At 64.9% G+C, this 22,066-nt stretch carries 18 protein-coding genes; 4 read left to right on the forward strand and 14 right to left on the reverse strand.

What is annotated here, in order from left to right; translation table 11 throughout:
- Positions 1 to 8 precede the first annotated feature (8 nt).
- Together ispG and NOV21_RS10155 are read right to left on the reverse strand one after the other, a co-directional pair.
- Complete coding sequence (gene ispG, locus NOV21_RS10150; RefSeq protein ID WP_283170936.1) at positions 9 to 1,082, reverse strand: flavodoxin-dependent (E)-4-hydroxy-3-methylbut-2-enyl-diphosphate synthase; 1,074 nt, start codon at positions 1,080 to 1,082, stop codon at positions 9 to 11.
- A gap of 88 nt (positions 1,083 to 1,170) precedes the next feature.
- Positions 1,171 to 2,247 carry a site-2 protease family protein gene (locus NOV21_RS10155; RefSeq protein ID WP_283170937.1) on the reverse strand — a complete coding sequence of 359 codons (1,077 nt, stop codon included), beginning with the start codon at positions 2,245 to 2,247 and terminating at the stop codon, positions 1,171 to 1,173.
- A 223-nt stretch (positions 2,248 to 2,470) separates the two neighbouring features.
- Here NOV21_RS10155 and NOV21_RS10160 point away from each other — a divergent pair, with 223 nt between their 5' ends.
- Complete coding sequence (locus NOV21_RS10160) at positions 2,471 to 3,133, forward strand: LbetaH domain-containing protein (protein WP_283170938.1); 663 nt, start codon at positions 2,471 to 2,473, stop codon at positions 3,131 to 3,133.
- 22 nt (positions 3,134 to 3,155) lie between these two features.
- Here the strand turns inward: NOV21_RS10160 and NOV21_RS10165 are convergent, their stop codons facing one another.
- From NOV21_RS10165 to NOV21_RS10185, 5 genes are all read right to left on the reverse strand, one after another.
- Positions 3,156 to 3,437 (reverse strand): hypothetical protein, encoded by a 282-nt coding sequence (locus NOV21_RS10165; RefSeq protein WP_283170939.1) that lies wholly within the window; start codon positions 3,435 to 3,437, stop codon positions 3,156 to 3,158.
- Positions 3,434 to 4,567, reverse strand: coding sequence for a hypothetical protein (locus NOV21_RS10170; protein WP_283170940.1), 1,134 nt, complete (start codon positions 4,565 to 4,567; stop codon positions 3,434 to 3,436). The genes NOV21_RS10165 and NOV21_RS10170 overlap by 4 nt, the downstream gene beginning before the upstream one ends.
- Before the next feature lies 1 nt (position 4,568).
- Positions 4,569 to 5,486, reverse strand: coding sequence for a choline kinase family protein (locus NOV21_RS10175; RefSeq protein ID WP_283170941.1), 918 nt, complete (start codon positions 5,484 to 5,486; stop codon positions 4,569 to 4,571).
- 200 nt (positions 5,487 to 5,686) lie between these two features.
- Positions 5,687 to 6,070 (reverse strand): HepT-like ribonuclease domain-containing protein, encoded by a 384-nt coding sequence (locus tag NOV21_RS10180; RefSeq protein WP_283170942.1) that lies wholly within the window; start codon positions 6,068 to 6,070, stop codon positions 5,687 to 5,689.
- Entirely contained in the window at positions 6,054 to 6,539 is a 486-nt protein-coding gene (locus NOV21_RS10185; RefSeq protein WP_283170943.1) for a type II toxin-antitoxin system RelB/DinJ family antitoxin, read from the reverse strand. Before NOV21_RS10185 ends, NOV21_RS10180 begins: the two co-directional genes overlap by 17 nt.
- Before the next feature lie 298 nt (positions 6,540 to 6,837).
- Here NOV21_RS10185 and glmM point away from each other — a divergent pair, with 298 nt between their 5' ends.
- The gene (gene glmM / locus NOV21_RS10190; protein ID WP_283170944.1) at positions 6,838 to 8,211 is read left to right on the forward strand and encodes a phosphoglucosamine mutase; all 1,374 of its coding nucleotides are present in this window, start codon (positions 6,838 to 6,840) and stop codon (positions 8,209 to 8,211) included.
- A gap of 62 nt (positions 8,212 to 8,273) precedes the next feature.
- On the opposite strand, the gene NOV21_RS10195 is transcribed toward glmM, so the two are convergent.
- From NOV21_RS10195 to NOV21_RS10205, 3 genes are all read right to left on the reverse strand, one after another.
- On the reverse strand, positions 8,274 to 11,018 hold the full coding sequence (locus tag NOV21_RS10195; RefSeq protein WP_283170945.1) for a YfhO family protein: 2,745 nt from the start codon (positions 11,016 to 11,018) through the stop codon (positions 8,274 to 8,276).
- On the reverse strand, positions 11,015 to 13,051 hold the full coding sequence (locus tag NOV21_RS10200) for a DUF6541 family protein (protein WP_283170946.1): 2,037 nt from the start codon (positions 13,049 to 13,051) through the stop codon (positions 11,015 to 11,017). Before NOV21_RS10200 ends, NOV21_RS10195 begins: the two co-directional genes overlap by 4 nt.
- 132 nt (positions 13,052 to 13,183) lie before the next feature.
- The gene (locus tag NOV21_RS10205) at positions 13,184 to 15,748 is read right to left on the reverse strand and encodes a 4-alpha-glucanotransferase (protein WP_283170947.1); all 2,565 of its coding nucleotides are present in this window, start codon (positions 15,746 to 15,748) and stop codon (positions 13,184 to 13,186) included.
- Positions 15,749 to 16,146: 398 nt separating this feature from the next.
- Between NOV21_RS10205 and NOV21_RS10210 the strand changes: the two genes are divergently transcribed.
- Complete coding sequence (locus NOV21_RS10210; RefSeq protein WP_283170948.1) at positions 16,147 to 16,839, forward strand: alpha/beta hydrolase; 693 nt, start codon at positions 16,147 to 16,149, stop codon at positions 16,837 to 16,839.
- A gap of 122 nt (positions 16,840 to 16,961) precedes the next feature.
- Here the strand turns inward: NOV21_RS10210 and NOV21_RS10215 are convergent, their stop codons facing one another.
- The 4 genes from NOV21_RS10215 to NOV21_RS10230 form a co-directional block, all read right to left on the reverse strand.
- On the reverse strand, positions 16,962 to 17,969 hold the full coding sequence (locus NOV21_RS10215) for an electron transfer flavoprotein subunit alpha/FixB family protein (RefSeq protein ID WP_283170949.1): 1,008 nt from the start codon (positions 17,967 to 17,969) through the stop codon (positions 16,962 to 16,964).
- 11 nt (positions 17,970 to 17,980) lie between these two features.
- Positions 17,981 to 18,787, reverse strand: coding sequence for an electron transfer flavoprotein subunit beta/FixA family protein (locus NOV21_RS10220; RefSeq protein WP_283170950.1), 807 nt, complete (start codon positions 18,785 to 18,787; stop codon positions 17,981 to 17,983).
- A gap of 99 nt (positions 18,788 to 18,886) precedes the next feature.
- Positions 18,887 to 19,729 carry an SDR family NAD(P)-dependent oxidoreductase gene (locus tag NOV21_RS10225; RefSeq protein WP_283170951.1) on the reverse strand — a complete coding sequence of 281 codons (843 nt, stop codon included), beginning with the start codon at positions 19,727 to 19,729 and terminating at the stop codon, positions 18,887 to 18,889.
- Positions 19,730 to 19,930: 201 nt separating this feature from the next.
- Positions 19,931 to 20,815, reverse strand: a complete 885-nt coding sequence (locus NOV21_RS10230) for a helix-turn-helix domain-containing protein (protein ID WP_283170952.1) — start codon at positions 20,813 to 20,815, stop codon at positions 19,931 to 19,933.
- Positions 20,816 to 21,113: 298 nt separating this feature from the next.
- Here NOV21_RS10230 and NOV21_RS10235 point away from each other — a divergent pair, with 298 nt between their 5' ends.
- A complete protein-coding gene (locus tag NOV21_RS10235; protein ID WP_283170953.1) occupies positions 21,114 to 22,052 on the forward strand; it encodes a zinc dependent phospholipase C family protein in 939 nt (312 codons plus the stop codon).
- Positions 22,053 to 22,066 lie beyond the last annotated feature (14 nt).

Consider the following 22,066-nt stretch of genomic DNA (forward strand, 5'->3'; position numbering starts at 1 on the left):
GGTGGATATTATAGGTTCGCCGGGGGAATCTTGTCGATTTCCTCCATCAGGGCATCAACGATCTGGTTTTCGGGAACCTTGCGCAGCGTCTCCCCCGCACGGAACAGGATGCCCTGGCCCGCGCCGCACGCGACGCCTATATCGGCATCCGCCGCTTCGCCCGGCCCGTTCACCACGCATCCCATCACGGCCACCTTGAGCGGGTTGGCGACGTTGCGCAGCCGCCCGTCCACCTCTTTGGCCAGGCCGATCAGGTCCACCTGGCAACGCCCGCACGTGGGGCAGCTGACCAGCTCCGGGCTGCGGCGGCGCAGCCCGAGCGCGGACAGCAGCGCCCAGCACGCATGCACCTCCCGCACCGGGTCGTCGGTGAGGCTGATGCGCATGGTGTCGCCGATCCCCTCCTCCAACAGGATGCCCAGGCCGCTCGCGCTCTTCACCAGCCCCTGGAACAGGGTTCCCGCCTCGGTGACCCCGATATGCAGCGGAATCCGGGGGAGCCGCTGCGCCATCAGGCGGTAGGCGGCGACAGTGGTGGGAACGTCGCTCGCCTTGGTGGAGATCACGAGGTCGGTGAACCCCCGCCCCTCGAAATACTCCGCATAACCCGCAGCGCTTTCCACGAGCTTCTCGGGAAGCGTGAGATCCTGCCGGGCGGCCAGCCCATCATCGAGCGAACCGCCGTTGACGCCGATGCGGATGGGGATGCCCGCCTCCCCCGCCGCGTCGATCACCGCGTCGGCCTTCGCGAGCCCGCCGATATTCCCCGGGTTGATGCGCAACTTCGCCGCCCCCCGCCTTGCCGCCTCGATGGCGATCCGGGCATCGAAGTGGATATCGGCGACGATGGGCAGGGGGGATTGCTTGCAGACCGCCTCGAACGCGTCGAGGCATTCGTGCCGCGGAATCGCCATGCGGACGATTTCGCAGCCGGCCTCCGCCAGCCGATCGATTTGGTCGAGGTTCGCCTGCACGTCGGTCGCAGGCGCGCACAACATCGACTGCACCGCGCATGGGGCGCCCCCGCCGATGGGCACGTTCCCCACCATCACGCGTCGTGTGAGCTCAAACGGCTTTGCCATGCTTCCCCTAACATCGATTGAAAAACCGGCACCCATTATCTCACGTGGGAGGACGCGGTGCGCGGCACGTCCGCGTGGCGCGGGCCTACTACCAGTTCCCGAATATGAAACGCTGGATGTCTTGGTTCAGCATCACCACGAAGAGCAGCGTGAACGCCGCCATGCCCGCCATCGAGAGCGCATTGACCGCGCGCTGGGACACCCATCTCCGCCGGATGCGCTGGTAGACCTCCACCACGAACTTGCCGCCGTCCAAGGGCGGGATGGGAAGCATGTTCATGATGCCCAGCGAAACGCTGATCATGGCGGTGAACATGCAGAACGAGATCAAGCCCTGGTCGGCGGCGGTCTTGCTGAGCACTGCCACGCCGACGACGCTGGCGCTGTTGGACACGGTCTGGGCGGCGGTGGCGGGATTGAACAGTTGCAGCACGGCCATCGTCACCGTGCCGATGTAGCTCATCCCCGCGACGATGCTGCGCAGCGGATCGACATGGATATGGACAGCCTCGCCGGCCTGGTTGACGTAATCGATGCCGATGACCGAGTACACGATCACGAAGACCACCAGGGCGAAGAGCAGGTTGACCATCGGCCCGGCGAGCAATATCGCGATGCGCTTGCGAAACGGGAGGCTGCGGTACTGGTGTGCGCGCTCCTCGTCGATGAACGCCTTCGCATCGCCGCCCGGAACAGGGCGCGGCTGCCCTTCGGCATAATCGCCCTCGATGCCCGCCTGCTGGCTGCTCGGGGTGCGGTAGGTGTTGTATTTGTCCGAGCGCATCGGCCCGCGGATGGTTCCCCATTCCGCCAACTCGTCCAATGCATGGTAGGCATCGTCCTCCGAAAGGCCGAGCTCGGATTCCACATCCTCCATGTTCAGCTCGCCGCGGCGGAACACCATATCGACGACCTGAGCCAAATGAGGGCTCTCCTCGCCCGACTCCATGCCGCACACGCGCGCGTAGCCTCCCAGCGGCACGGCGGTCAGCCCGAACCGGGTCCCCTTGCGCCATACCCCCACGCTCGGGCCGGGCAGGCCCACCATGAATTCCGTCACGCGCACGTGGAACGCGCGCGCTGCGAGGAAATGCCCGCCTTCGTGTATCACCACCAGCACGCCCAGCACGATGATGGAATAGAGGATCATGAGAACGACGTCCATGCGGTCCTTTCCTGTTCGGTACCGTCATCCGCAAATGAGTATAGCCGTCGGCATTCGGAGCGCGGAGGGCTTCCATGCGCTCTTCAGGAAGACGTTACCTTGCCGTGCACCTGCACCCGGTTGTTTTGTCCGCCACGTGAAATCTGGCACCGCGCGCGCCATCTGCGGATCGCGCGCGTACAATGCCGGACAGAGAGCAGCCGCAAGCGGAGGGAGCGCATCCATGAAGGCGAAGATCGCAGATCTGTACGATCTGTCCCACACCATCGCAGCCGACTACCTGCAGGGATTCGAATACCCTTGGGAAGCGCTCGCGGGAATCAAGGATTTCGTCCTGCGGCTGGGGGCGACGCTCCCCTCCAGCGAATACGAGCACGTGAAAGAGGGCGTGTGGATCGCCAGGGACGCCACCGTGTTCGAAAGCGCGCATATAGGCGACGCCATCATCATCGACCATGAGGCCCAGGTCCGCCACTGCGCTTTCCTGCGCGGCCCCGCCATCCTGGGCAAGGGCGCCGTCGCGGGCAACTCGAGCGAGCTGAAGAACGTCATCATCTTCGACAACGCCGAGGTGCCCCATTACAACTATGTGGGCGACAGCATACTGGGCTACCGCGCGCACATGGGCGCGGGCGCCATCACCAGCAACCTGAAGAGCGACCGGAGCGATATCGTCGTGAAGAACGGCGACGAGCGCATCGAAACCGGATTGCGCAAATTCGGCGCGATGCTGGGGGATTGGGTGGAAGTCGGCTGCAACACCGTGATGAACCCCGGCACCGTCGTCGGAGCGGGCAGCCGCGTATACCCCCTCTCGCGCGTGCGCGGGTTTGTGCCCGAGAAGCACATCTTCAAGGATTCCGGCAACATCGTGCCCATCCGATAGCGGATCGGCACGGGCCAAGACATCACGCGCGCGGGCCGATGTACTTTCGGATCAGGCTCCTGCCCGCATCGGTTGCCCGATAGTACGTGCGCAAGCTTTCATCCTCATCGAGCTCGTAGCGCGTCTCGTCGAGGATGCCGTTCGCAACGCCTGTCATCAGGATCTCCTCGATCTTCTGCGCGGCGAACTGCCGATGGGACGCATACGTTTCCCTCAGGTCGCGCATCACGTCGGATGTGCACACCTCCCCATCCCGGTCGCAGTATCGGAAGACGGCGTACGTCAGCGGAAGCGTGCCCTTCATCGGCGGACCTCCCCTTCCCTCTTTCTGGCGAGGAACGCGAACGGGTCGGTCGCGATCACGAAGATGCCGAATGCCATCACCGCCGCGGCGATCCACTGCACCGGCATGAGCGGAGGATAGGCCTCGGCCGCGCCGCCCAGGTTCAGCGCCCCGTTTATCACCCATATGAACAGCGGCCCCCAAAACGAGTACATGCCGTTGCATGCCATGCCGAGCGCGGTGCCGCACATGGAGTTGCCCTTGTACCAGAGGGAATACGCGTACATCGCGAAGAAGCCCGACACCAGGAGCAGCGCGGTTGACGGATCGGAGAGGGCGCCTTCGAGCAGCTGGCCGTACAAGCCCATGCCGCCGCCGTCGACGCAGCACAGTACCGGCACCAAAACCAGCAGCGTCACCAGCCCCGATGTGATCTGCCGGATGGTGATTCCCACGTTGAAGTCGATCAGGGCGGTGCCGTATCCGGCCACGCACCCCTCGAACCCCCAGCAGATGGCCGCCCCGAAGGCGAACAGGCATGCGACGAGCGCCTGCGTCCCCACGTTTCCGAAGCTGGTGCCCCCGATCACGCCGCAGCAGGCGAGGCAGATGGCGATGCCCGCCACCATGCGCGCGTTCAATTCCTGCTTGAAGAAGAAACGGCTGAGCACGGCGCCCACTGCCACATTCAACGCCGCGACCGGAACGATGATGCCGGGCGCGCCCGCCGCCGTGGCCATGTTGAGCGCCACCACGTACAGCGTGGCACCGCCCGGGCCGCCTACGATCGCGCACAGCATCATCACGCGACCGGGCTTGCTGGCGCAGGTACGGGCGAAATCGCCCAACTCGCCGTGAACGGCTGCGAATATCAACGACCAAACGCCGCTGAGCAGATCGTTGATGCCCGACGCCAGCGACGCGAGGATGAATGTGACGGCGAACGCGGAGAGCGCGGCTTGGCCGCCGAACCAAGCGCCCCAGATGCCCTGCCCCTCCGCCAGGGTGATGAACCCCGTGTACAGGCCGTACATGATGCCCGAAAGGACGGCGAGGGTCACCCCCTTGCGGAAGAATGACGAGCGGGATCTCGCCTTCAGCATATCCGCCGTATCGAGCGAGCGCGTCGCGCCCTCCATCGTAGATCGCATCTTACGCATCCTCCCCATACCAGGCCAACACGCGGTCCACGTTGCCGACGGCGTAGCGGAGGTAGATCCCCAGCCAATCGCCCGTGCTCTCCCCATGCGACTCGCGCTCCAGCGCCCAGACGTACCAGCACCATCCCGCCAGAACGATATACGCCCAAAAATGGCGTTTTTCGGCATGCGTCGCCGGACGCCCCAGGTAGAATCCGATAACGGCGTCAACCGTCTCGTCGCTCAGCTGGTCCTCCACCGCGAACGTCCCGATATCGCTCGCGATATCCGACATGCCCGCGTATTCCCAGTCGATCAAGCGCATGCGGCCGTCATCCGTCACCAGGAAATTGCGGCTGAAGAAGTCGTTGTGTGAGACGCATGACGGCCATCCATCGGCTTGGACGTGCTGCTTCACCAGCGTAACCTTCAGCTTCAGCTCCTCGTAGCCGGGGATGGGCCCCGGGCTGCTCCCCAGCAGGATCGATTCGTATTTCAAGCCCTCTTCGAAATAATCGAAGTTTCGCGGCAGCGTCGCCTGACAGGAATGCAGCTTCCGGCACAGGCGCATCGCCTGCTCGAGCTGGGCCGGATCGCCCGCATCCAAATCGCGCGCATCGGGGATGAACCGCGAGATCTTCCATCCCCGCGAGGGGTCCTCATGCACGAAGGTGTCGTCGAGCCCCAGCTCGCGAGCGAGCTCGAGTCCCGCGAGCTCGCTCTTCCTATCGATGGTCTGCTCCGTGCCCACGCCCGGCATGCGGTAGATATAGCGGGCGATCCCATCGGGAGAGCGCACCGTGAACCGGAACGAGGTGTTGGTGATGCCTTCCTTGATGGGGACGAAATCGCCCATGCCCGCACGATCGCAGCCAAGCACCCCGCATATGTTATCGATGGCATCGCGGTCGATGCTTCCGATAGCCTCCATCGCAACCCTCCCGCTGACGTGTAAGTGTTCAGATATTGAACGGATTATAGGATATTTGAACACTTTATCGTCGCACTATTTAGGATTTCTACGATTTCGGACAGATTGCCCCTCTTCGATGCGGCGTTTGGACGTCATCAAGAGCTGTGCGGCTCTCATTTGATGCCCCTATGCAGGCTGCACGCCCGACTCACATAGAGCTATTGTTCTACCAGGTCAAGACCGTTGTCGGCAGCATACTGCTCGCATGCCTCTTTGAGCTTCGGAAAGTCGCTATCTATGACATTCCAAACGATTTCGCGGTCCACATCGCCGTATGCATGGGCGAGGCGATTGCGAACACCGCGGGCAGCATGAGCCTCGAAGCCGTACATCCCTGCGGTCGCCTCACCGATATGCCCGGACTCTTCCGCAACGCGGAAAACCCGGTTCATCAGACCCTCGCTGACAAGGTCTTCTTCCGCATCCTTTGGGGATACGAACTTTTCAGCGCTCCAACCCAACTCGTCCACCTGGTGAAGCGTTTGGCAGACAACATCATAGATTTCCTGGATCCGAGACAGCTCGCTACGCTTCGCGCTCATAGACGAGCACCCCTTCCTTCTCTATTGCAGCGGCAAGATTCTTGTTCCCGATAACGCGCGAGGTCACGACATCGACCTCCCTGCCCGTTAGCCTCTCCACACGCTTGGCGAAGTTAGCAACATCGTTCAGCGTGAAGGAACCGGATTCCCTATCCAAATCGAGCCGCACGTCGATATCGCTCTGTGCATTTTGGCTACCGGTCGCAAACGAGCCGAACAGCCAGGCGCGCTCGATAGCGGGGAACGCCGAGGATGCATCCGCGATCGCAACAGCTGCGGCGGCCTTGGTCGAGCACGCCGGAGCGACGTTACGCGCCTCAGAAACCTCGAACGGTATGCTCCGCGTTGCCACCGCCTTCTTCAGGAACATCCTTATCGCCGTCGACAGATCGAGACCCAGGTTTTCAAACACCTGGACAGCCTCCTTCTTGAGCTCGTCTTCAACTCGGGCTTGGACTATCGTACTCATACTATCACCTCTTGTATATTCATTGTATGACAATATCATATACCCATACTGATGCAAATAGCAAACTCGATGGCTTTCCCGGATCGGCTCCCCACGCCGCCAGTCCCCGATAACCTGCGGTATCGCAGCGAAAATCGAGTTCAAGTCTGTTTCGCGCGTGGAAACCGCCTCGGGCCATCCGCATCGGGGCTATTCCCCACTACAATCTGGCAAGCAACCGCCATCGCCTTGCGCCTTGGCGGATTCGTGCCGCGTGCTGCGCGCCGGCGCGACAACGCACGCGAAGAAAGGCGAACTCATGGGCAAGTATTTCGGCACCGACGGCTTCCGCGGCGAGGCGGGCAAGATCCTCACCGCCGACCACGCGTACAAGATCGGCCGCATCCTGGGCTGGCTCGCCCTGCAGGACGAGAACGAGAAGCAGCAGCGGGCCCTCGGCCGCCCGCGGATCATCATCGGAAAGGACACGCGCCGCAGCGGGTACATGCTGGAGAGCGCGCTTGCGGCCGGCATCGCGGCAAGCGGGGTGGATGCGTACATGATGTACGTGACCACCACGCCCAGCGTGGCGTACATCACCCGTACCGAGGACTTCTGCTTCGGGGTGATGATCAGCGCGAGCCACAACCCATATTACGACAATGGGATCAAGGTGCTCAGCGCCACGGGCGAGAAGCTCGACGAGGGGACGATCGCCCGCATCGAGGAATTCATCGATGGTGCCCCCGATTCGGTGCCCTACGCCACGGGCGACGCCATCGGCGTGACGAGGGACTACAGCGCCTGCCGCGAACGCTACGCGGGCTATTTGATCCAATGCCCCGCCGTCCGCTCCTTCGATCGGCGCATCGCACTCGACTGCGCCAACGGCGGCAGCTATATGCTGGCGAAGCACGTGTTCGAGGCGCTGGGAGCGGAAGCGCACGCCATCCATTACGCTCCCAACGGGCTGAACATCAACGTCGACTGCGGCAGCACCCATATCGAGAGCCTGCAGGAATACGTGCGCAACAACGGGCTCGACGTGGGATTCGCCTTCGACGGCGACGCCGACCGCTGCCTTGCCGTGGACGAGAACGGCAACGTGGTGAACGGCGATCAGATCATGTACGTCGCCGGCGTGTGGCTGAAGGGCAAGGGACAGCTGGCGAACAACACCGTGGTGACCACCATCATGAGCAATTTCGGGCTGTACAAGGCGCTGGATGCCGCGGGAATCGGCTACGAGAAGACGAAGGTCGGCGACAAGTACGTGTGGGAGAACATGCGCGCCAACGGCCATGTGCTGGGCGGCGAGCAAAGCGGCCACATCATCTTCGGCGATTACGCGCGAACCGGCGACGGCATCCTCACCGCCCTGATGGTGATGCAGGTGATGCTGGAGACCGGCGAGCCCCTGAGCGAACTCGCCGCACCGTGCCGGATGTACCCGCAGGTGCTGAAGAACGTGCACGTGGATAGCAAGGAAGGCGCGATGGACGACCCCGCGGTCGCCGCCGCGGTCGCCGCCGCGGGGGAGGCGCTGGGGGATACCGGGCGCGTCCTCGTGCGTCCCAGTGGCACCGAGCCCGTCGTCCGCGTGATGGCGGAGGCCCCCGATGCCGCCGTGTGCGAGAAGCACGTGGACGACATCATCGCCGCCATGGAGGCGAGCGGGCATATCGCCGGCTAGGTTCACGCCAACCCGCGTGCGGCGTCGAACTGCGCGCGGGAATTGACGCGGCATCCGACTTCTCAGGGTTCCGTTCGAAGCGCGCGGCGCACCCGCGATGCGATCGGCTTTCGAAACGCGAGGATCGTGGCAGCGGCAAGTGCGGCAAGCGATATCAGAACCCCCTCGCGCAGGTAGGGTGTGCGATAGCGCAGCTCGACCGCATGCTCCCCGGGGCTGACGGCGATGCCCGTGTACATGACCCCCGAAGCGAAGGTTTCGGCCGGGTCGCCATCGACGTACGCCTGCCAGCCGACGCTGTAGGGGATGGATAGCTGCAGCACGCCGCCGGATTGCGTCGAGACGGTCCCCTGCACGATATCCGCGCCGACACGGACGTCCCGCATCGCGCCCGACGCGCGGTCGCCGATCAGGCCCTGGAGGAAGTCCGTGGGGACCGCGACGATCTCGAGCCGGTCGAATCCGACTTCGTATCCCTTGCTGCCGCTCAGGTACACGATGTTCGCGCCTGGCGCGCCGCTTCCCAGATCGTACACGAGCTCGTCCCGGAATACGGGCCAGTTGTTGCGCGCGTTGCTGAGCTGCGCCCACTTCGATACGCTGAAATCCCCCGCGGTGCGCTTCACGTCCAGGATCGCGTTCGCCGGATTCTTCGCGTGCGCGAAATCGATTCCCGGCATCCTCAGGTACAGCTCGCAGCCGTGCGGGACGTCGACCGAAAGCTCCACGAGGCCGTCCTTGCCCTCGAGCTTCAGGGATGTATCCGTCAGCTTCGCCTTCGAGGCTCCGGCTACCGTATAGGGAAGCACCTCCCCCCTGGTCGCGATATCCGCTCTGGGAACTCCGCCGGGGGCCTCATCGGCGACCGCGCTCTGCAGGAGCGCCTGCTCCTTCCGCACCGCATCGAGCGAATCGTACTCCGAACGCGCGATGCAGCCCTCGTAGACGACGCCCAGCACGTCGGGCGTATTCGATTCGAACACGGAGTACGGGCCGGCGACCCCCTCGACGCGAGAGAACCCCGCAGGAGCCGCATCGGCATCGCCCGGCCTGCACGTGTAATAGCGGACATCGGCGATCGCCAAAAGCCCCGGCCTGTTGTCCAGCCCCCGGAAATCGCAGTTCTGATTCAGGGAATCGAGGCCGAGGCCGGTGTAGTATTCCGACATGCCCCGCGAGAGCGCGCTCCACCAGATCTGCGTGCCGTTCGCGCCGGCGAGCAGGGGCGCGTTCCGGTTGGTCTCGCCCCGTTCCGTGCGGAAGAATCCCTCCGCGCCGAGGCTTTCGGCATCGACCGCGGAAAGGCTGTCCCGCAACGACGGCTCGATGTCGTTCGCGGCGAAATAGTCCCCGACGTAACCGCCGCCCTGCGGTGCGTACGCCACGCATGCCTGCACGCATGCGCACGCGAGCACCAGGCCGCAGGCGATGCGGGGAAACGCCCGATCGGCGCGGAATCGCGCGGCGACGAGCACCGCCAGCGCGCATGCGATGGCCGCAACGGCGATGGCGACCTCGATCTGCCATTTCATGCCCAACGCTATCGCGCATGCGCACAGGTACGCGAGCACCGCCCCGCCGGCGATCGCCCAGTCGCGCCGTGAACCTCGGCGCATCAGGGGAAGCGCCTGCACGATGGCGACGCTCACGAAGAAGGCGAACACGTACGAGAAGCGGTTCGAAGCGTATCCCATGCCGTTCATCATGCGACCTGCGAGCGGGATGCACAAGGCCAAAAACGATACTGCCAGGCAGGCCTTGAGGAATCCGCTTCCCTTGCGGACGAAGAGGAAGGGAAGCGCCGCCGCGGCGACCGCGTTCAGCCCGATGTGGGTGTAGTATCCCGTCGAGGCTCCCTCGGCGAAAAGCAGCGTGGCGAGGCGCCCGTAGAAATTCGCCGGATAATGCCACCACGAGGCCGTGTAACCCGTCGCGACGCCGACGCGGGCGCTTTGCGTGAACGCATACGCCACGGGCACGAGCACGACCGCGGCAAGGGCCAGCCCGAAGAGCATCCACCCGGCGATGCCCAGCGCCTGGCGGAGGCACTTCAACGCAACGGAGCCCGTGCGCTCGCGCCACCACCGCGCGATGCACATCCCCATGACGTACGCGACGGAGACGACGACGTTCATGTAGAGCGTGTAGTAATTCGCCACCGCGTTCAGAGCGACCGCCGCAACGAGCAGCGGCTTCCTCCCGTCGCGCGCATGCCGCTCGATGCCGGCGAGCATCAGGGGAAGGCAGTACGCCCAGCTGATGAAGTTGGGGTGCCGCATGAACGTGAAGAGCATCGCCCCGGAGAACGTGTAGGCGATCGCGCCGCAAAACACGGCGGCGGTGTCGCGGCGCCCGGTGCAGAAGCAGTAGATCCCGAAACTCGCACCGATCAGGTAGAACTTCGCGAAGACCATGACGAGGTAGCGGCCCATGCGGTCCAAGGGGATGAGCAGGGCGGCCGCCCACGATATCGGGTCGCAGAAGTCGTAGCCGGCGAGCGTGGTGAGCGTATCGGCGCCCTGGCCGATCGTGAAATCGAAGAGGGGCGCGCCCTCACCCGCAAGCATTCCGCCGAGGAAATCGCACACGTAGTTGAACGCCGTGAAATGCTGGAACAGCCCGTCGTCCCGGAACAGGAACGAAGCGCCATTCCATCCGTAGACGGCCCCTATCGCACCCGCGCCGACCAGCCATGCCACCGTGTAGGCGAGGAAGAACCGCAGCACGGGGGAGGTCTTCATCCGGAGCGCGACGGCCGCACCCCCACGGGCCGAGCCGTTGCGCCCCGCTTCGGCTTCCACTATCATCGCGCGCCGCCTTCCATCAGGTCGATACGGTACAACCGCATGTCGTCCTCGCTCTTCACCAGCGTGAAACCGGGCGTATCGGGGGTGATCGACTCGATGCCCGCCCAGTCCTTCTCCTTGTAGCGCAGGCCCGTGGTGGTGCGATGGTCGCCCGAAAGGTCGTCGAGCATCAGCACATACGTTGCGCCGCAATCGCGGACCGCCTGCTGGACCTCCTCCGACGTGGCGATATCGCACAGCTTCGTCCTCAGCAGCGCGCTCTGCTGCTCGCCGCCCACTCCCCCGTCTTTGTACGTGCGGTGGAAGTACGTGTGAAGGCCTTCGACCCCGTAGGTCCAGCAGCTTCCGTCGCTGGGCACGTTCACCACCAGGGAATCGCGCGGGATCTCGCTCATCACCTGCTTGATGAACTCATCCTCCTCGCGCGTGAGAAGCCTATCCCATCTGTAGCGCCAGTCGATTTGCTGATGCGCCTTCACCAGGCCGAAGCGGACATCAGACCCGCCAACCTTGAAATGCGCCGGGACGAACTGCCCGCCGACGACGAGAACGGCCACCGCCGCGGCGACGACGGCGCTTCTCCGCGCATCCCATCGCGAGGGGTTCCTGCCCTTCGCCCATGCGGACAGCTTATCGATCAGCCATGCGCAGCCCATCGCCGCGAGGGGGATGGAGAACAGGGCGCACATGGCCCCGGTGCGGAAGTAGTCGGTATACCAGAAACCGGTGAGAAAATGCTTCGGCAGCCCTTCCGTGCACATATCGACGATGACGAGCACGAGCGAGAAGGCGTATGCGACGGTGAGCCAGAGGTATCGACGATCCTTGAACGTGCGCAGGACGCCGACGAGGACGAGGAGGCTCAGAATGGGCTGGATGCCCATACGGCCCGTGAACATATACAGCAGGGCGGCGGGAACCGCCTTCGGGGGAGCGGCGAGCGCCCTCCAATTCACTGCGATGACCCCGCTGAACACGGGGGAGAAGTACGAGGCGACCCAGACTCCTATCGCAACCGCCGCCACTGCCACGGCAAGCCCGACCCGCTTCGCGGACACGACGGGCCGCATGGCGCCGGGAGCGTAGAACGCGCGGGAGACGAGGAAGGCGACCGACCAGATGCCCAGCGTGAACGCCCCGTTCGGCTGGCTCGCCACCACCACGGCAAGGCCTGCGGCGGCCAGCGCCGCCCCGCGGATCCGCTCTGGCAGCGTGCGCGCATCGACTGCGGACACCACGAAGGCGAAGACGATGGGGAGGAAGGCGAACGACACCATGTTCGGCAACAGCTGGCCGTAGAGGATGAACCCCCAGGGGAACGCGCAGAATGCCACCGATACGAAAGACCCCGCGCGCACGATCGCGCGATCGCCGCGGAACAGCACATGCAGCAGCAGGCATACGCCGAGGGGCACGACGAACGCGGTGAAGGCAACGATCGCGGCGTTCGAGGCGAGGACCGCGTCCGCCCCGAAGAGCGAGGCGACCACGGCAGCCACCACATTCCATACGGCGGGATAGAACGTGCCGGGCGCTCCCTGCGCCAGGTAGCTGCTGACGTTGAGCACCGAATAGCTCCCCGTCTCCACGAAGCTGCGGATAACGGACAGGTGGAACGTGGTGTCGTCGCAACGGCTGAACGCATCGGGCGTGCGGATTCCATGCACGAACACGATGGACGTGATAAGCAGCGCCACGGCGACGTACAGCGCGGCGGTGCGCCGCAGGTACCGAGCATCCTCGGATGGATGCCGCACGGCCGCCGGCTCCGCGCCGCCCCGCCGCGCAGACGCCGCGCGCGCAAGGAGCCATGCCGCGGCGCACAGGGCAAACGAGGCCGCAGCGAGGATCGCGCCGCTCACCCGCACTCCCGCGGCATCGAAGGCGACCCCCAGAACGACCAACGCCCCGGTGCCGAAGAGAGGAGCCGATGCCGCGGCGGCGAGCGCGTCCAATCGCGCAGCACGCGCCACGAAGATGCCGGGCACGTAGAGCACCGCCAGGCAGGCGAGCGTCGCAACTATGAGAATCATGTAGGCAGCCCCTTCGCATCGCCTGGAATCAGGTTACCCTGACATGGTACGGAAAGCCGAAGGAAAAACGGCCGGGACATGTTCTCAATCGAGGAAAAACCAGGATGGCGTAGGGAAAGCGTGCCCCGCCGATCATGGCAGGGGGAGATCGGCCGGTGCTTGCCACGCCCAGTTGCCGCTCGCAACCCCCGGCACGTTCATGCGCGCGGAGTCGTCCAGCCCGAGCGCATCCTGCAGCTGCATGATGGCGACCTTCGCACCCGACGCGGCGATCTTCCGGCGGAGCTCGCGCGCTATCCCACGAGCCCGCTCAAGCGCTTCCGCATCCGGCTCGCACCCACCGGCCCCGCAATATCGCCCGAGCATCCATCCGACCAATGTGGATGTGTCGTGCGTGCTCGTATAGACGATCGCGTCCGGCAACGGACGCCAATCGCCCCGCGGGTCGGCATCGTCGAACTGAATCACCTCCATTCCCATGAATCCGGCCTGCGCGCGCAGGGCGCGAACCGCCGGCGTGATGATCCCCAGATCCTCCGCCACCAAGGGAAGCGGCCCGAACGCGTCGTAGGCGTGCTGGAACAGGTCGAGCCCCGGGCCGAAGTTCCACGCGCCATCGAGGGCTCGCTTGCCTTGGGGAATCGAATAGAACGACGAAAAACCCAGGAAATGATCGAGCCGCACGTAATCGTAGCACGCGAACGCGCGGGCGAACCGGTCCATCCACCATCCGTATCCGGTGGCGCGCATCTCGCTCCAGCGATAGGTCGGACTGCCCCATATCTGACCGTCTGCAGAAAGGGGGTCGGGCGGGCAGCCCGCCACGGCCGACGGCGTGCCGCCCTCATCGACATCGAACATGCCGCGATGGGCCCATACGTCGGCCGAATCCGCCGAAACGTACATGGGCATATCGCCGATGATCGAGATTCCGCAGTCGTTCGCGTAGGCGCGCAGATCGTTCCACTGGCGATGGAATTCGTATTGCAGGCAGCATTCAACCTCGATTCGGGAAGCGAGGGAAGGGTCTTCCGCAAGCCTCGGGTCCCATGAGCGGCACCGCTCCGGCCACTCCCACCAGGGAGCGCCCCCGTGCGCGGCCTTCAGTGCCGAGAACGTCGCATAGGGAAGCAGCCATGCGCGGTTCGCCTCCTCGAAGGCGCGGTAGCCCCCATCGGACGCGAGCCGCCCGATCCGGTCGACCGCGCCCTTCTCGCCGCCTTCCAACAGCGCCTTGTTCCCCGCGAAGGCAGACGGACCGGCATAGGGCGAGCCGAACGCGTCGGCGGGGTTGATCGGAAGGACCTGCCAGTAGGAGTACCCGCAGCCGGCCAGCCAATCGACGAACCGCTTCGCCGGCTTCCCCAGCGTTCCCGGGCCGTCAAGGTTGGGCAGCGAGGTGATGTGGCAGATTATCCCCGTGCCGGGCTCGAGCGGCTTCTGCAGGCGCTGCTCGTCGTGGAAATACAGCACGGCGGTGCCCAGCGGCCACAGGAACACCTCCGCCTCGGGCGGGCGCCCTTGCACGGTGCGGACCGGCACCGGCTTGCCGCCGATCACGTCGTCCACGCATCCCGCTTCCATCGGAACGCGCACGGTATGCTTGGCCTGCGTGCTCTGGTTCGCGATCACGCACACGGCGGCCCGATCGGTGCGCCGCCACACCGCCATCACGTCGTCGTTCAACGCGATGGGCTCGAAGCTCCCCCGGGCGAGCGCGTCCATCGACTTGCGCACGCCGATGGCGTTGCGGTAGACGGTGAAGCAGTTGGCGTCCCACCCCGTGGAAGGAGCATCCGCATCGACGCCTTCGAGAGTGCGGGCGAACCCCTCCCTCCCCTGCTCATCGCCCCCGTATACGCAGGGGATGCCGGGCAGGGACATCTGCAGAAGAGCCGCGATCCACAGGCGGCTCACCGCTAGGTCGTGCTGGCCGCGGTTCAGCGAGAAGGCGGCCCGCTGGGAGGGGGAGAGGGCCGATGCCGCCGGCGCATCGCCCAGCCGTGTGAGCAGGCGGTCGCGATCCGGGCCGCCCAGGGCGACCTCCGCGCGGGAGATACCGCCGGGCACGCAGGTCTCGCGCAGCATTTCAAGCTGGATCGCGACCTGCCGGGCGTTTTTCTTCCGTGTGGCGAAATCGACGATGGCATCTCCCATCGCCGCACCGAGGCCCGAATCCCCGGGTTCGGGGGGAGCGGGCATCGTGATGCCCAGCGGCTTGAGGCCGCCGAGCCCTGCACGCGCTGCCTCACGGCCGTCCTTCCCCCCAGGGAACCGGTACGCGATATCATCCGAAACCGATGGCTCGTCCGCATCGGGGCGTTCGCCCTCGAGCACCTGGAGCAAGAACGACGGCGGCTCCCCCATCGCGAAATCGCCCGCGCCCACCGGTCCGGCCCCCGTCGCGCCGTACTGCCACACGGCCCCGTCGGCTGCAGCGATGTTGAACCGGTACCACAGGGCGCCGGCGCGATCCGGCTTCACGGACGCGGCGAACCTGATCGCGCCATGCTCCCCGCCATCCGTTCGCTCCATGGGAACCAGGCGCTCGCCTTCTCCCTCTATCCACAGCCGCAACCATGCGACGGCGGCGGGCTCGTCCCACACGTCAACGGCAAGATCGACCGACTCACCTGCGAATATCGCGCCGAACGGATTGCGAAACGCCTCGACCGATGTGTTATGCAGCGCTCTCATGGAAGCCTCCTCCGCCCGGCGGAGCAGCGGATAGATCGCGCGATGCCGGAAAATCTCGAATGCGTGCCTATGATAGGGCACTTTCGCGCGCGGCGGGAGAACCGTTTTTGCGCACCCGCAACGCATCCATCGACCGGGTTCCATCCCGTCGCGGCCATCCCCCGCCCCGGTTCGCCCTTCCGCGCATCTGCACTCCCTCGGCTGACGGCTTGGGGAACAGCGTCCGCCGCCCCGCGGAACCATCGGACCACCAACAGCCCTTTCGCTATCCATCGCCGTCGGAAATTCGATCGCCAAGCCCCATCCGATCACCATCGGGGTCCGCAGCCATCGAAAAACCCGTCGAAAACCCCTGCCTCGATTTCACGGTATGATGTCCGGACAGGAAAGGAGCGCCCATGCTCGAGCCCATTGCGGAAACCATCGACGGGAAACTCGTCACCGTCTATCCATCCACTCACGCCCCCGCCCCCATCGTTTTCAGTAACGACTACGTGGAAAACGGCGAGGGGGTTCTCGCGCATTGCGCGGCCGAAGGATCCGGCCCGTTCCATCTGGTCACCATCTCCCAAATGCGATGGGACGAAGACCTTTCTCCTTGGGCGGCGGATCCGGTCGTCTCCGAAGAGGACCACTTCACCGGTGAGGCGAAACGGCACCTGGGTTGGATGCTGGACGCGGTTGCCCCCTTTGCCGAAGATGCGCTCGGCTGTCAGCCTGCCGAAAAGATCATCGCCGGCTATTCGATGGCAGGCCTGTTCGCGCTGTACGCGTCCTATCTCACCGACGTATTCGACGGTGCGGTATGCGTATCGGGCAGCGTGTGGTTCCCCGGCTTCTTGGATTTTTGCCGCGCGCACGCCTTTCCGAAGAACCCGCTGGCCATCTACCTCTCCTTGGGGGATAGGGAATCCGCGTCGCGCAACGCGGTCCTGCGCACCACGCAGCGCGCCATGGAGCAGTTGCGCGATGAATTCGGCAGCAGACATATCCCCACCGTGTTCGAGCTGAACCCCGGCAACCATTTCCACGATATGGATTTGCGCATGGCGAAGGGCATCGGCTGGATCCTACGCGCGATGTCGGCGTGAAGGCGATTGCCTCGGCGAGCTGCCGACGCTCGCAAACGACGCTCGCAGGCAAACGGATGCGCTTCGCGCAGGGGTTCCCGCCCGCCGTTAGCACGCGCAGGGCGGACGGGAACCCCTCACGCTCACGCTTCCTTCTTCGCCTTGATCGCAGCGGTGAGGGCGGGCACGACCTCGAACATGTCGCCGACGATACCGTAATCGCACGCCTTGAAGATGGGCGCGTTGGGATCGCTGTTGATGGCGATGATGCGGTCGGAGCCGCTGATGCCGGCCATATGCTGGATGGCGCCCGAGATGCCCACGGCGATGTAGACCTTCGGACCTACGCTCTTGCCGGTCTGCCCGACTTGCCGCGCCGGCACGGCCCAACCGCTTTCGACGGCGGCGCGGGAGGCGCCCATGCTGGCATCCAGCACGTCGGCCAGCTCGCGCAGCAGCGCGAACCCCTTCTCGCCGTGCGTGCCGCGTCCGCCGGACACGATGAATTCCGCCCCCTCGAGGTCCTTGCCCTCGGCATTCTCCTCGGGGAAGAAATCGATCAGCTGGGTGCGGATCGTGGCGGGATCCACATGGAATTCCTCGCGGATGACGGTCGCCTTCCCCTCCACAGGGTCCGTCGCCTTGAACACGCCCGGGCGCACGGTTCCCATTTGCGGGCGGCTGTCGGGGCACAGGATGGTCGCCAGCAGGTTGCCGCCGAACGTCGGGCGCGTCCACGCCACGTTGCCGGTTTCCTCGTCGATGCCCAGCTCGGTGCAATCGGCGGTGAGGCCGGTCTGCAGGCGGCATGCCACGCGGGGGGCGAAATCGCGCCCCGTGTCGGTCGCGCCCACCATGACGGTGGTCGGGCCGTATTTCGTGATCAGGTGGCACAGCGCCTGATCGTATGCATCGGTGGTGAACTGACGGTACTCCGGTCCCTCCACGACGATGATCTCATCGGCGCCATGAGCATTCGCTGCCTCGATGGCGGACTCCACGCCGTCCCCGATGATAACCGCGACAAGTTTGCCGCCTTGCTTCGCCGCAAGCTCGCCACCTGGATTCAGCAGCTCGATTCCGACTGGCTTCGCAGCGCCTTCCTCATCCGTTTCGATGAACACCCACAGGTCCTTGGTTTTCGTTTCCATGCGAGTCCCTCCTAAAATGCCCCTGCGGCGGACAGCATATCGGCCAGTTTCTGGGCGTTCGCCTGCGCAGAGCCTTCGTCGATCATCTCCGCGTTGGTCTTGACCTCGGCGGTGCGGGTCCTGCGCACTTTGGTGGGAGAGCCCTTCAGGCCGGTATGGGCACGGTCGAGGCTCTCCAGGTCATCGGCAACCACCTGCCGGATCTCGGCATGCTTCGCGGCGAGCTTGCGCCTGATCGTGGGCGGGCGCACCGCGAACGTCGGCTTCGAGAACGTGACCACGCAGGGGAGCTGCACCCCGATCACCGCGATGCCGTCCTCGCGCTGCTTGCTCACCTTCAGCGTATCGCCCGCCAATTCGCAGGCGAGCCCGCATGTGACCTGGGGCCAACCGAGATGCTCGGCCATTTCGGGCCCCACCTGCGCGGTGTCGCCGTCGATGGCCTGCTTGCCGCAGAAAATCATGTCGAATTTCGCTCCGGTATCGGCCTCGATCTTCTTCACGACCTCCGAGAGGATATAGCTCGTGGCGAACGTGTCCGACCCGCCGAACACGCGATCGGTCGCGAGATATGCATCGTCCGCGGCGATCTCCATGCATTCGCGCAGTGCGGCGGTCGCCTGCGGCGGCCCCATGGTCAGCACGGAGATCTTGGCCTCGGGATGGGAATCCTTGATGCGCGCGGCTGCCTCGAGCGCGTACTTGTCGAAGGTGTTCACGATGCTGGGCACGCCCTTGCGGATAAGCGTGTTCTTGACCGGGTCGATTTTGATCTCGGTCGTATCCGGTACTTGTTTGACGCAGACGAGAATGTTCATAGTGCCTCGCTTTCGATTCCCTTGCATGTATCGTGAGGTGCGATGCGCTCGCGCCCGAAGTCGGGCGGCAGCAAGCATGCCGCCCGAGCATGTACCCGTTTACACGGCGGTGTAACCGCCATCGATGGCGATCGCAGCACCGGTGATGAACTGGGCGTCGTCGGAAACGAGGAAGTTGATGAGCTTGGCGACCTCTTCCGCCTCGCCGAGGCGCTTCATGGGATGGAGCTCGCTGTACAGCTTGCGGTTCTCCTCGTCGATGAGCGGCGTCTTGATCACACCCGGGCACACGGCGTTCACGCGGATGCCCTCAGGAGCGTACATGGTGCCCGCCGCGCGCGTCATCTGGACAACGCCGCCCTTGCTGGCGCTATAGGCGACATTGTTGGGTACGGCGACCAGGCCGAACATGCTGGCGAGATTGACGATGGCGCCGCCCGTCCCCTGCTTGAGCATCTGCTTGATGGCCCACTTGTCGGTGATCATCACCCCGGTGAAGTCCACGCCGTTGACTTTATTCCAATTCTCCAGCGTCTCGGTGGCAACGGGATTGTTGTCCCCGCCGATGCCCGCGGAAGCGACGCAGATATCCAGCTTGCCGTAGGTGTCGACAGCAAGCTTGACCGCAGCCTGCACATCCTCTTCCTTCGCAACGTTCGCACGGACGCCGGTCGCGCCGATCTCCTTGGCGACGTCCAGCACCTTGGGGCTGTAGTCCGCGATGACAACTTGGGCGCCGTTCGCTATGAAGAGCTTGGCGGCCGCAAGGCCCAAACCGCTCGCTCCGCCGGTGATGAGGGCAACTTTATCGGTGAGGTCCCCCAGAAGGGCGGATTGCGTGGCAACGGGGCTGCCGGCAAGGACCTTCGCCGCCTCCAATCCCAGACCGCTCGCGTTGTCGTGAACCAATTCTTCGGGGCTTTCGAACTCGACTTCTGCCATGAGGGTACCTCCTAAAGGTGGTGGAGAACGTTCTTGATGAACGACTGGCCCCTACTGTGGGCAAGCGCAGCACAATTTCGAAGAAGGGAAAACCCCAGTGACGGCGAGTGGGGAGTAATCGGCATCGAAGTGGTCTATCGATAGGAAAAGCGGCCTCGCCGAAACGAAGCCGCCCTTGTCGGAATAGCCTTGCGAAACGGGTTAGTCGCGGTAGCCGCCGCGATCGTTGCCGCGGTTCCCACCGAATCCGCCGCGATTCCCGCTGAAGCCGCCGCGCCCGCCGCGGTCGTTGCCATGGTACCCGCCGCGATCGCCGCCGCGGCCCCCGCCGAAGCCGCCGCGGTCGTTCCCGCGGAAACCTCCGCGATCGTTGCGGTCGCCTCCGCGGTAGCCGCCGCGATCGTTCCCGCGGTTCCCGCCGAATCCGCCGCGCCCGCCGCGGTCGCCCCCGCGATATCCGCCCCTGCGGTCGTCGCCGCGGCGCTCCTTGCGCTCATCGGTGATACCCGTCGCCTCAAGGGCGGCGCTCACCTGCGACAGCATGCGCCGGAACTTCTCAATCGCCTCGTCGGTGAGGCCGGGGATGAACGTCTCGCCCTTCACGATGGAGGGGGAATCGGCTGCGGCGATGGCGCGCCCGCTATCGGTGATGGAGATCTTCACCACGCGCATATCCGGCTCTTCGGGAAGTTCGCGCACGACGGCGCCGGCTTCTTCGAGAAGCTCCATGTCCCGATCGAGCACGCGGAGGCGCAGGCCCAGCAGCTCGGCGATCTCCTCTTGCGCCATATGCGATTTCAACTCGAGCAGCTTGAGGGCGCGCACGAGTTCGGCGTTCTTCTCCTTGGTCTTCTCACGTACCTCGTCCATCGCGGCGACGCGCTGATTCAGCAAACGGGCCGTCTTGAATGCGGCATCGAGCAGCGCCTTCTCGCGCTCCGCCGGATCGACCGCCTCAGAGGGCCCCTCGTTGACGGCGTCCGCCGTCTCGACGCCCTCGGCCTCCGGCTGTTCCCCGGAACCTGCCTCTTCCTGTTCAACCTGCTCGGCGGCATCTTCCACGTTGATGATCTCTTCTTCGGACATGTCAGTCTCTCTCTTCCCGCGCTCTCGCGCCCGCGCTCCCGCGCAATCGTTTCCACCGCTCCCGCGGTGCATTTCAAAAGCCGCAACCTTGCGGCAGCCGGGAATCCATGCGCCCGGCACTGGGGGGATAAAAGCCAAAGGCTCAGGTCCGCCCCGGCAATCGAGCGAACGGTCTCGTTCGCTGGCTCGATTCTACGTGGCGGCGGGAAACCTCCCCGCCGGAAACCCCTAGACTCCTCAAATGAAACATCGGATTGCGGTACCATGCACACAAAGCACGCACACGTTAGGAGCGTCCATGCCCGCCATCATCACGCACGATCTCTTCGGCCGCGATTTCCACCAGCGCGCTCCCCAGCTCGTCGGTTCCGGAAAGGACGAGCGCCTCGCCTTCCTCCTCGGCAACCAGGGGCCCGATCCGCTTTTTTACGCGGTCGCCGATTTCCGCATCCGGCAATGGGCGCATGCGGGCACCGTGATGCACCAGCAGAACTCCGCCGCGCTCCTTGCGGCGCTTCCCCACGCAGTCGCCGCCCTTCCGCCGACCGATCGCGCCGTCGGCCGGGCGTGGGCCCATGGATTCATGTGCCATTACGCGCTCGACAGCACGATGCATCCCTTGGTGCACGCGATCGTCTACGCGCTCTGCGACGCGGGCGTCCAGGGGTTCTCGCGGCAAGACGCCTCGATGGTGCACGGTGTGGTGGAAAGCGATCTCGACGAGATGGCGCTTTCCGTCAAAAAGGGGGTGACGGTGCGCGAGTTCAAGCCCTACGAGCGCATCCTCCGAGGCGACGCCGTCCTGCTCGATGCTTGCTCGTCCCTGTTCAGCACGCTGGCGCGCCGCGCCTTCGGATATGCGATGCCGAGGGGAACCTATGCGGACGCCGTGCGGGCGTTCCGGCGCGTGCAGCGATTCCTCTACGCGCCGGGCGAGACGAAAAGGAGGCTCGTCAAACGGGCGGAGCAAAGGCTCACGCACGGCTATTCCCGCTACGACGCCATGGCCCATCGCGCGATACTGCACGAGCGGAGCGATTTCGACAACGAGGAGCATGTCCCGTGGATCAACCCCTTCACCGGCGCGCAGAGCGATGCGAGCTTTTGGGACCTCTACCGTCGCGCCCTCGGGCGGGCGGAAGAGGCCGTTCGCGCGATGGATAAACCGGGATTCGATGTCGAGGCAGCGCTGGGGCTAACCGGCGGCATCAACTTCAGCGGGAGAATCGCGGACTAGGGGTAACCCCGAAA

This window comes from Curtanaerobium respiraculi, assembly GCF_024609215.1.
Taxonomy (GTDB): domain Bacteria; phylum Actinomycetota; class Coriobacteriia; order Coriobacteriales; family Eggerthellaceae; genus Curtanaerobium; species Curtanaerobium respiraculi.

Bases quoted from the DNA above. Each gene is read 5' to 3' on its own strand.
- ispG (WP_283170936.1), bottom strand. From the start codon at position 1,082: ATGGCAAAGCCGTTTGAGCTCACACGACGCGTGATGGTGGGGAACGTG.
- NOV21_RS10225 (WP_283170951.1), bottom strand. From the start codon at position 19,729: ATGGCAGAAGTCGAGTTCGAAAGCCCCGAAGAATTGGTTCACGACAAC.
- NOV21_RS10185 (WP_283170943.1), bottom strand. From the start codon at position 6,539: ATGAGTACGATAGTCCAAGCCCGAGTTGAAGACGAGCTCAAGAAGGAG.
- NOV21_RS10230 (WP_283170952.1), bottom strand. From the start codon at position 20,815: ATGTCCGAAGAAGAGATCATCAACGTGGAAGATGCCGCCGAGCAGGTT.
- NOV21_RS10200 (WP_283170946.1), bottom strand. From the start codon at position 13,051: ATGATTCTCATAGTTGCGACGCTCGCCTGCCTGGCGGTGCTCTACGTG.
- NOV21_RS10155 (WP_283170937.1), bottom strand. From the start codon at position 2,247: ATGGACGTCGTTCTCATGATCCTCTATTCCATCATCGTGCTGGGCGTG.
- glmM (WP_283170944.1), top strand. From the start codon at position 6,838: ATGGGCAAGTATTTCGGCACCGACGGCTTCCGCGGCGAGGCGGGCAAG.
- NOV21_RS10235 (WP_283170953.1), top strand. From the start codon at position 21,114: ATGCCCGCCATCATCACGCACGATCTCTTCGGCCGCGATTTCCACCAG.
- NOV21_RS10165 (WP_283170939.1), bottom strand. From the start codon at position 3,437: ATGAAGGGCACGCTTCCGCTGACGTACGCCGTCTTCCGATACTGCGAC.
- NOV21_RS10160 (WP_283170938.1), top strand. From the start codon at position 2,471: ATGAAGGCGAAGATCGCAGATCTGTACGATCTGTCCCACACCATCGCA.
- NOV21_RS10170 (WP_283170940.1), bottom strand. From the start codon at position 4,567: ATGCGATCTACGATGGAGGGCGCGACGCGCTCGCTCGATACGGCGGAT.
- NOV21_RS10195 (WP_283170945.1), bottom strand. From the start codon at position 11,018: ATGATAGTGGAAGCCGAAGCGGGGCGCAACGGCTCGGCCCGTGGGGGT.
- NOV21_RS10210 (WP_283170948.1), top strand. From the start codon at position 16,147: ATGCTCGAGCCCATTGCGGAAACCATCGACGGGAAACTCGTCACCGTC.
- NOV21_RS10220 (WP_283170950.1), bottom strand. From the start codon at position 18,787: ATGAACATTCTCGTCTGCGTCAAACAAGTACCGGATACGACCGAGATC.
- NOV21_RS10205 (WP_283170947.1), bottom strand. From the start codon at position 15,748: ATGAGAGCGCTGCATAACACATCGGTCGAGGCGTTTCGCAATCCGTTC.
- NOV21_RS10180 (WP_283170942.1), bottom strand. From the start codon at position 6,070: ATGAGCGCGAAGCGTAGCGAGCTGTCTCGGATCCAGGAAATCTATGAT.
- NOV21_RS10215 (WP_283170949.1), bottom strand. From the start codon at position 17,969: ATGGAAACGAAAACCAAGGACCTGTGGGTGTTCATCGAAACGGATGAG.
- NOV21_RS10175 (WP_283170941.1), bottom strand. From the start codon at position 5,486: ATGGAGGCTATCGGAAGCATCGACCGCGATGCCATCGATAACATATGC.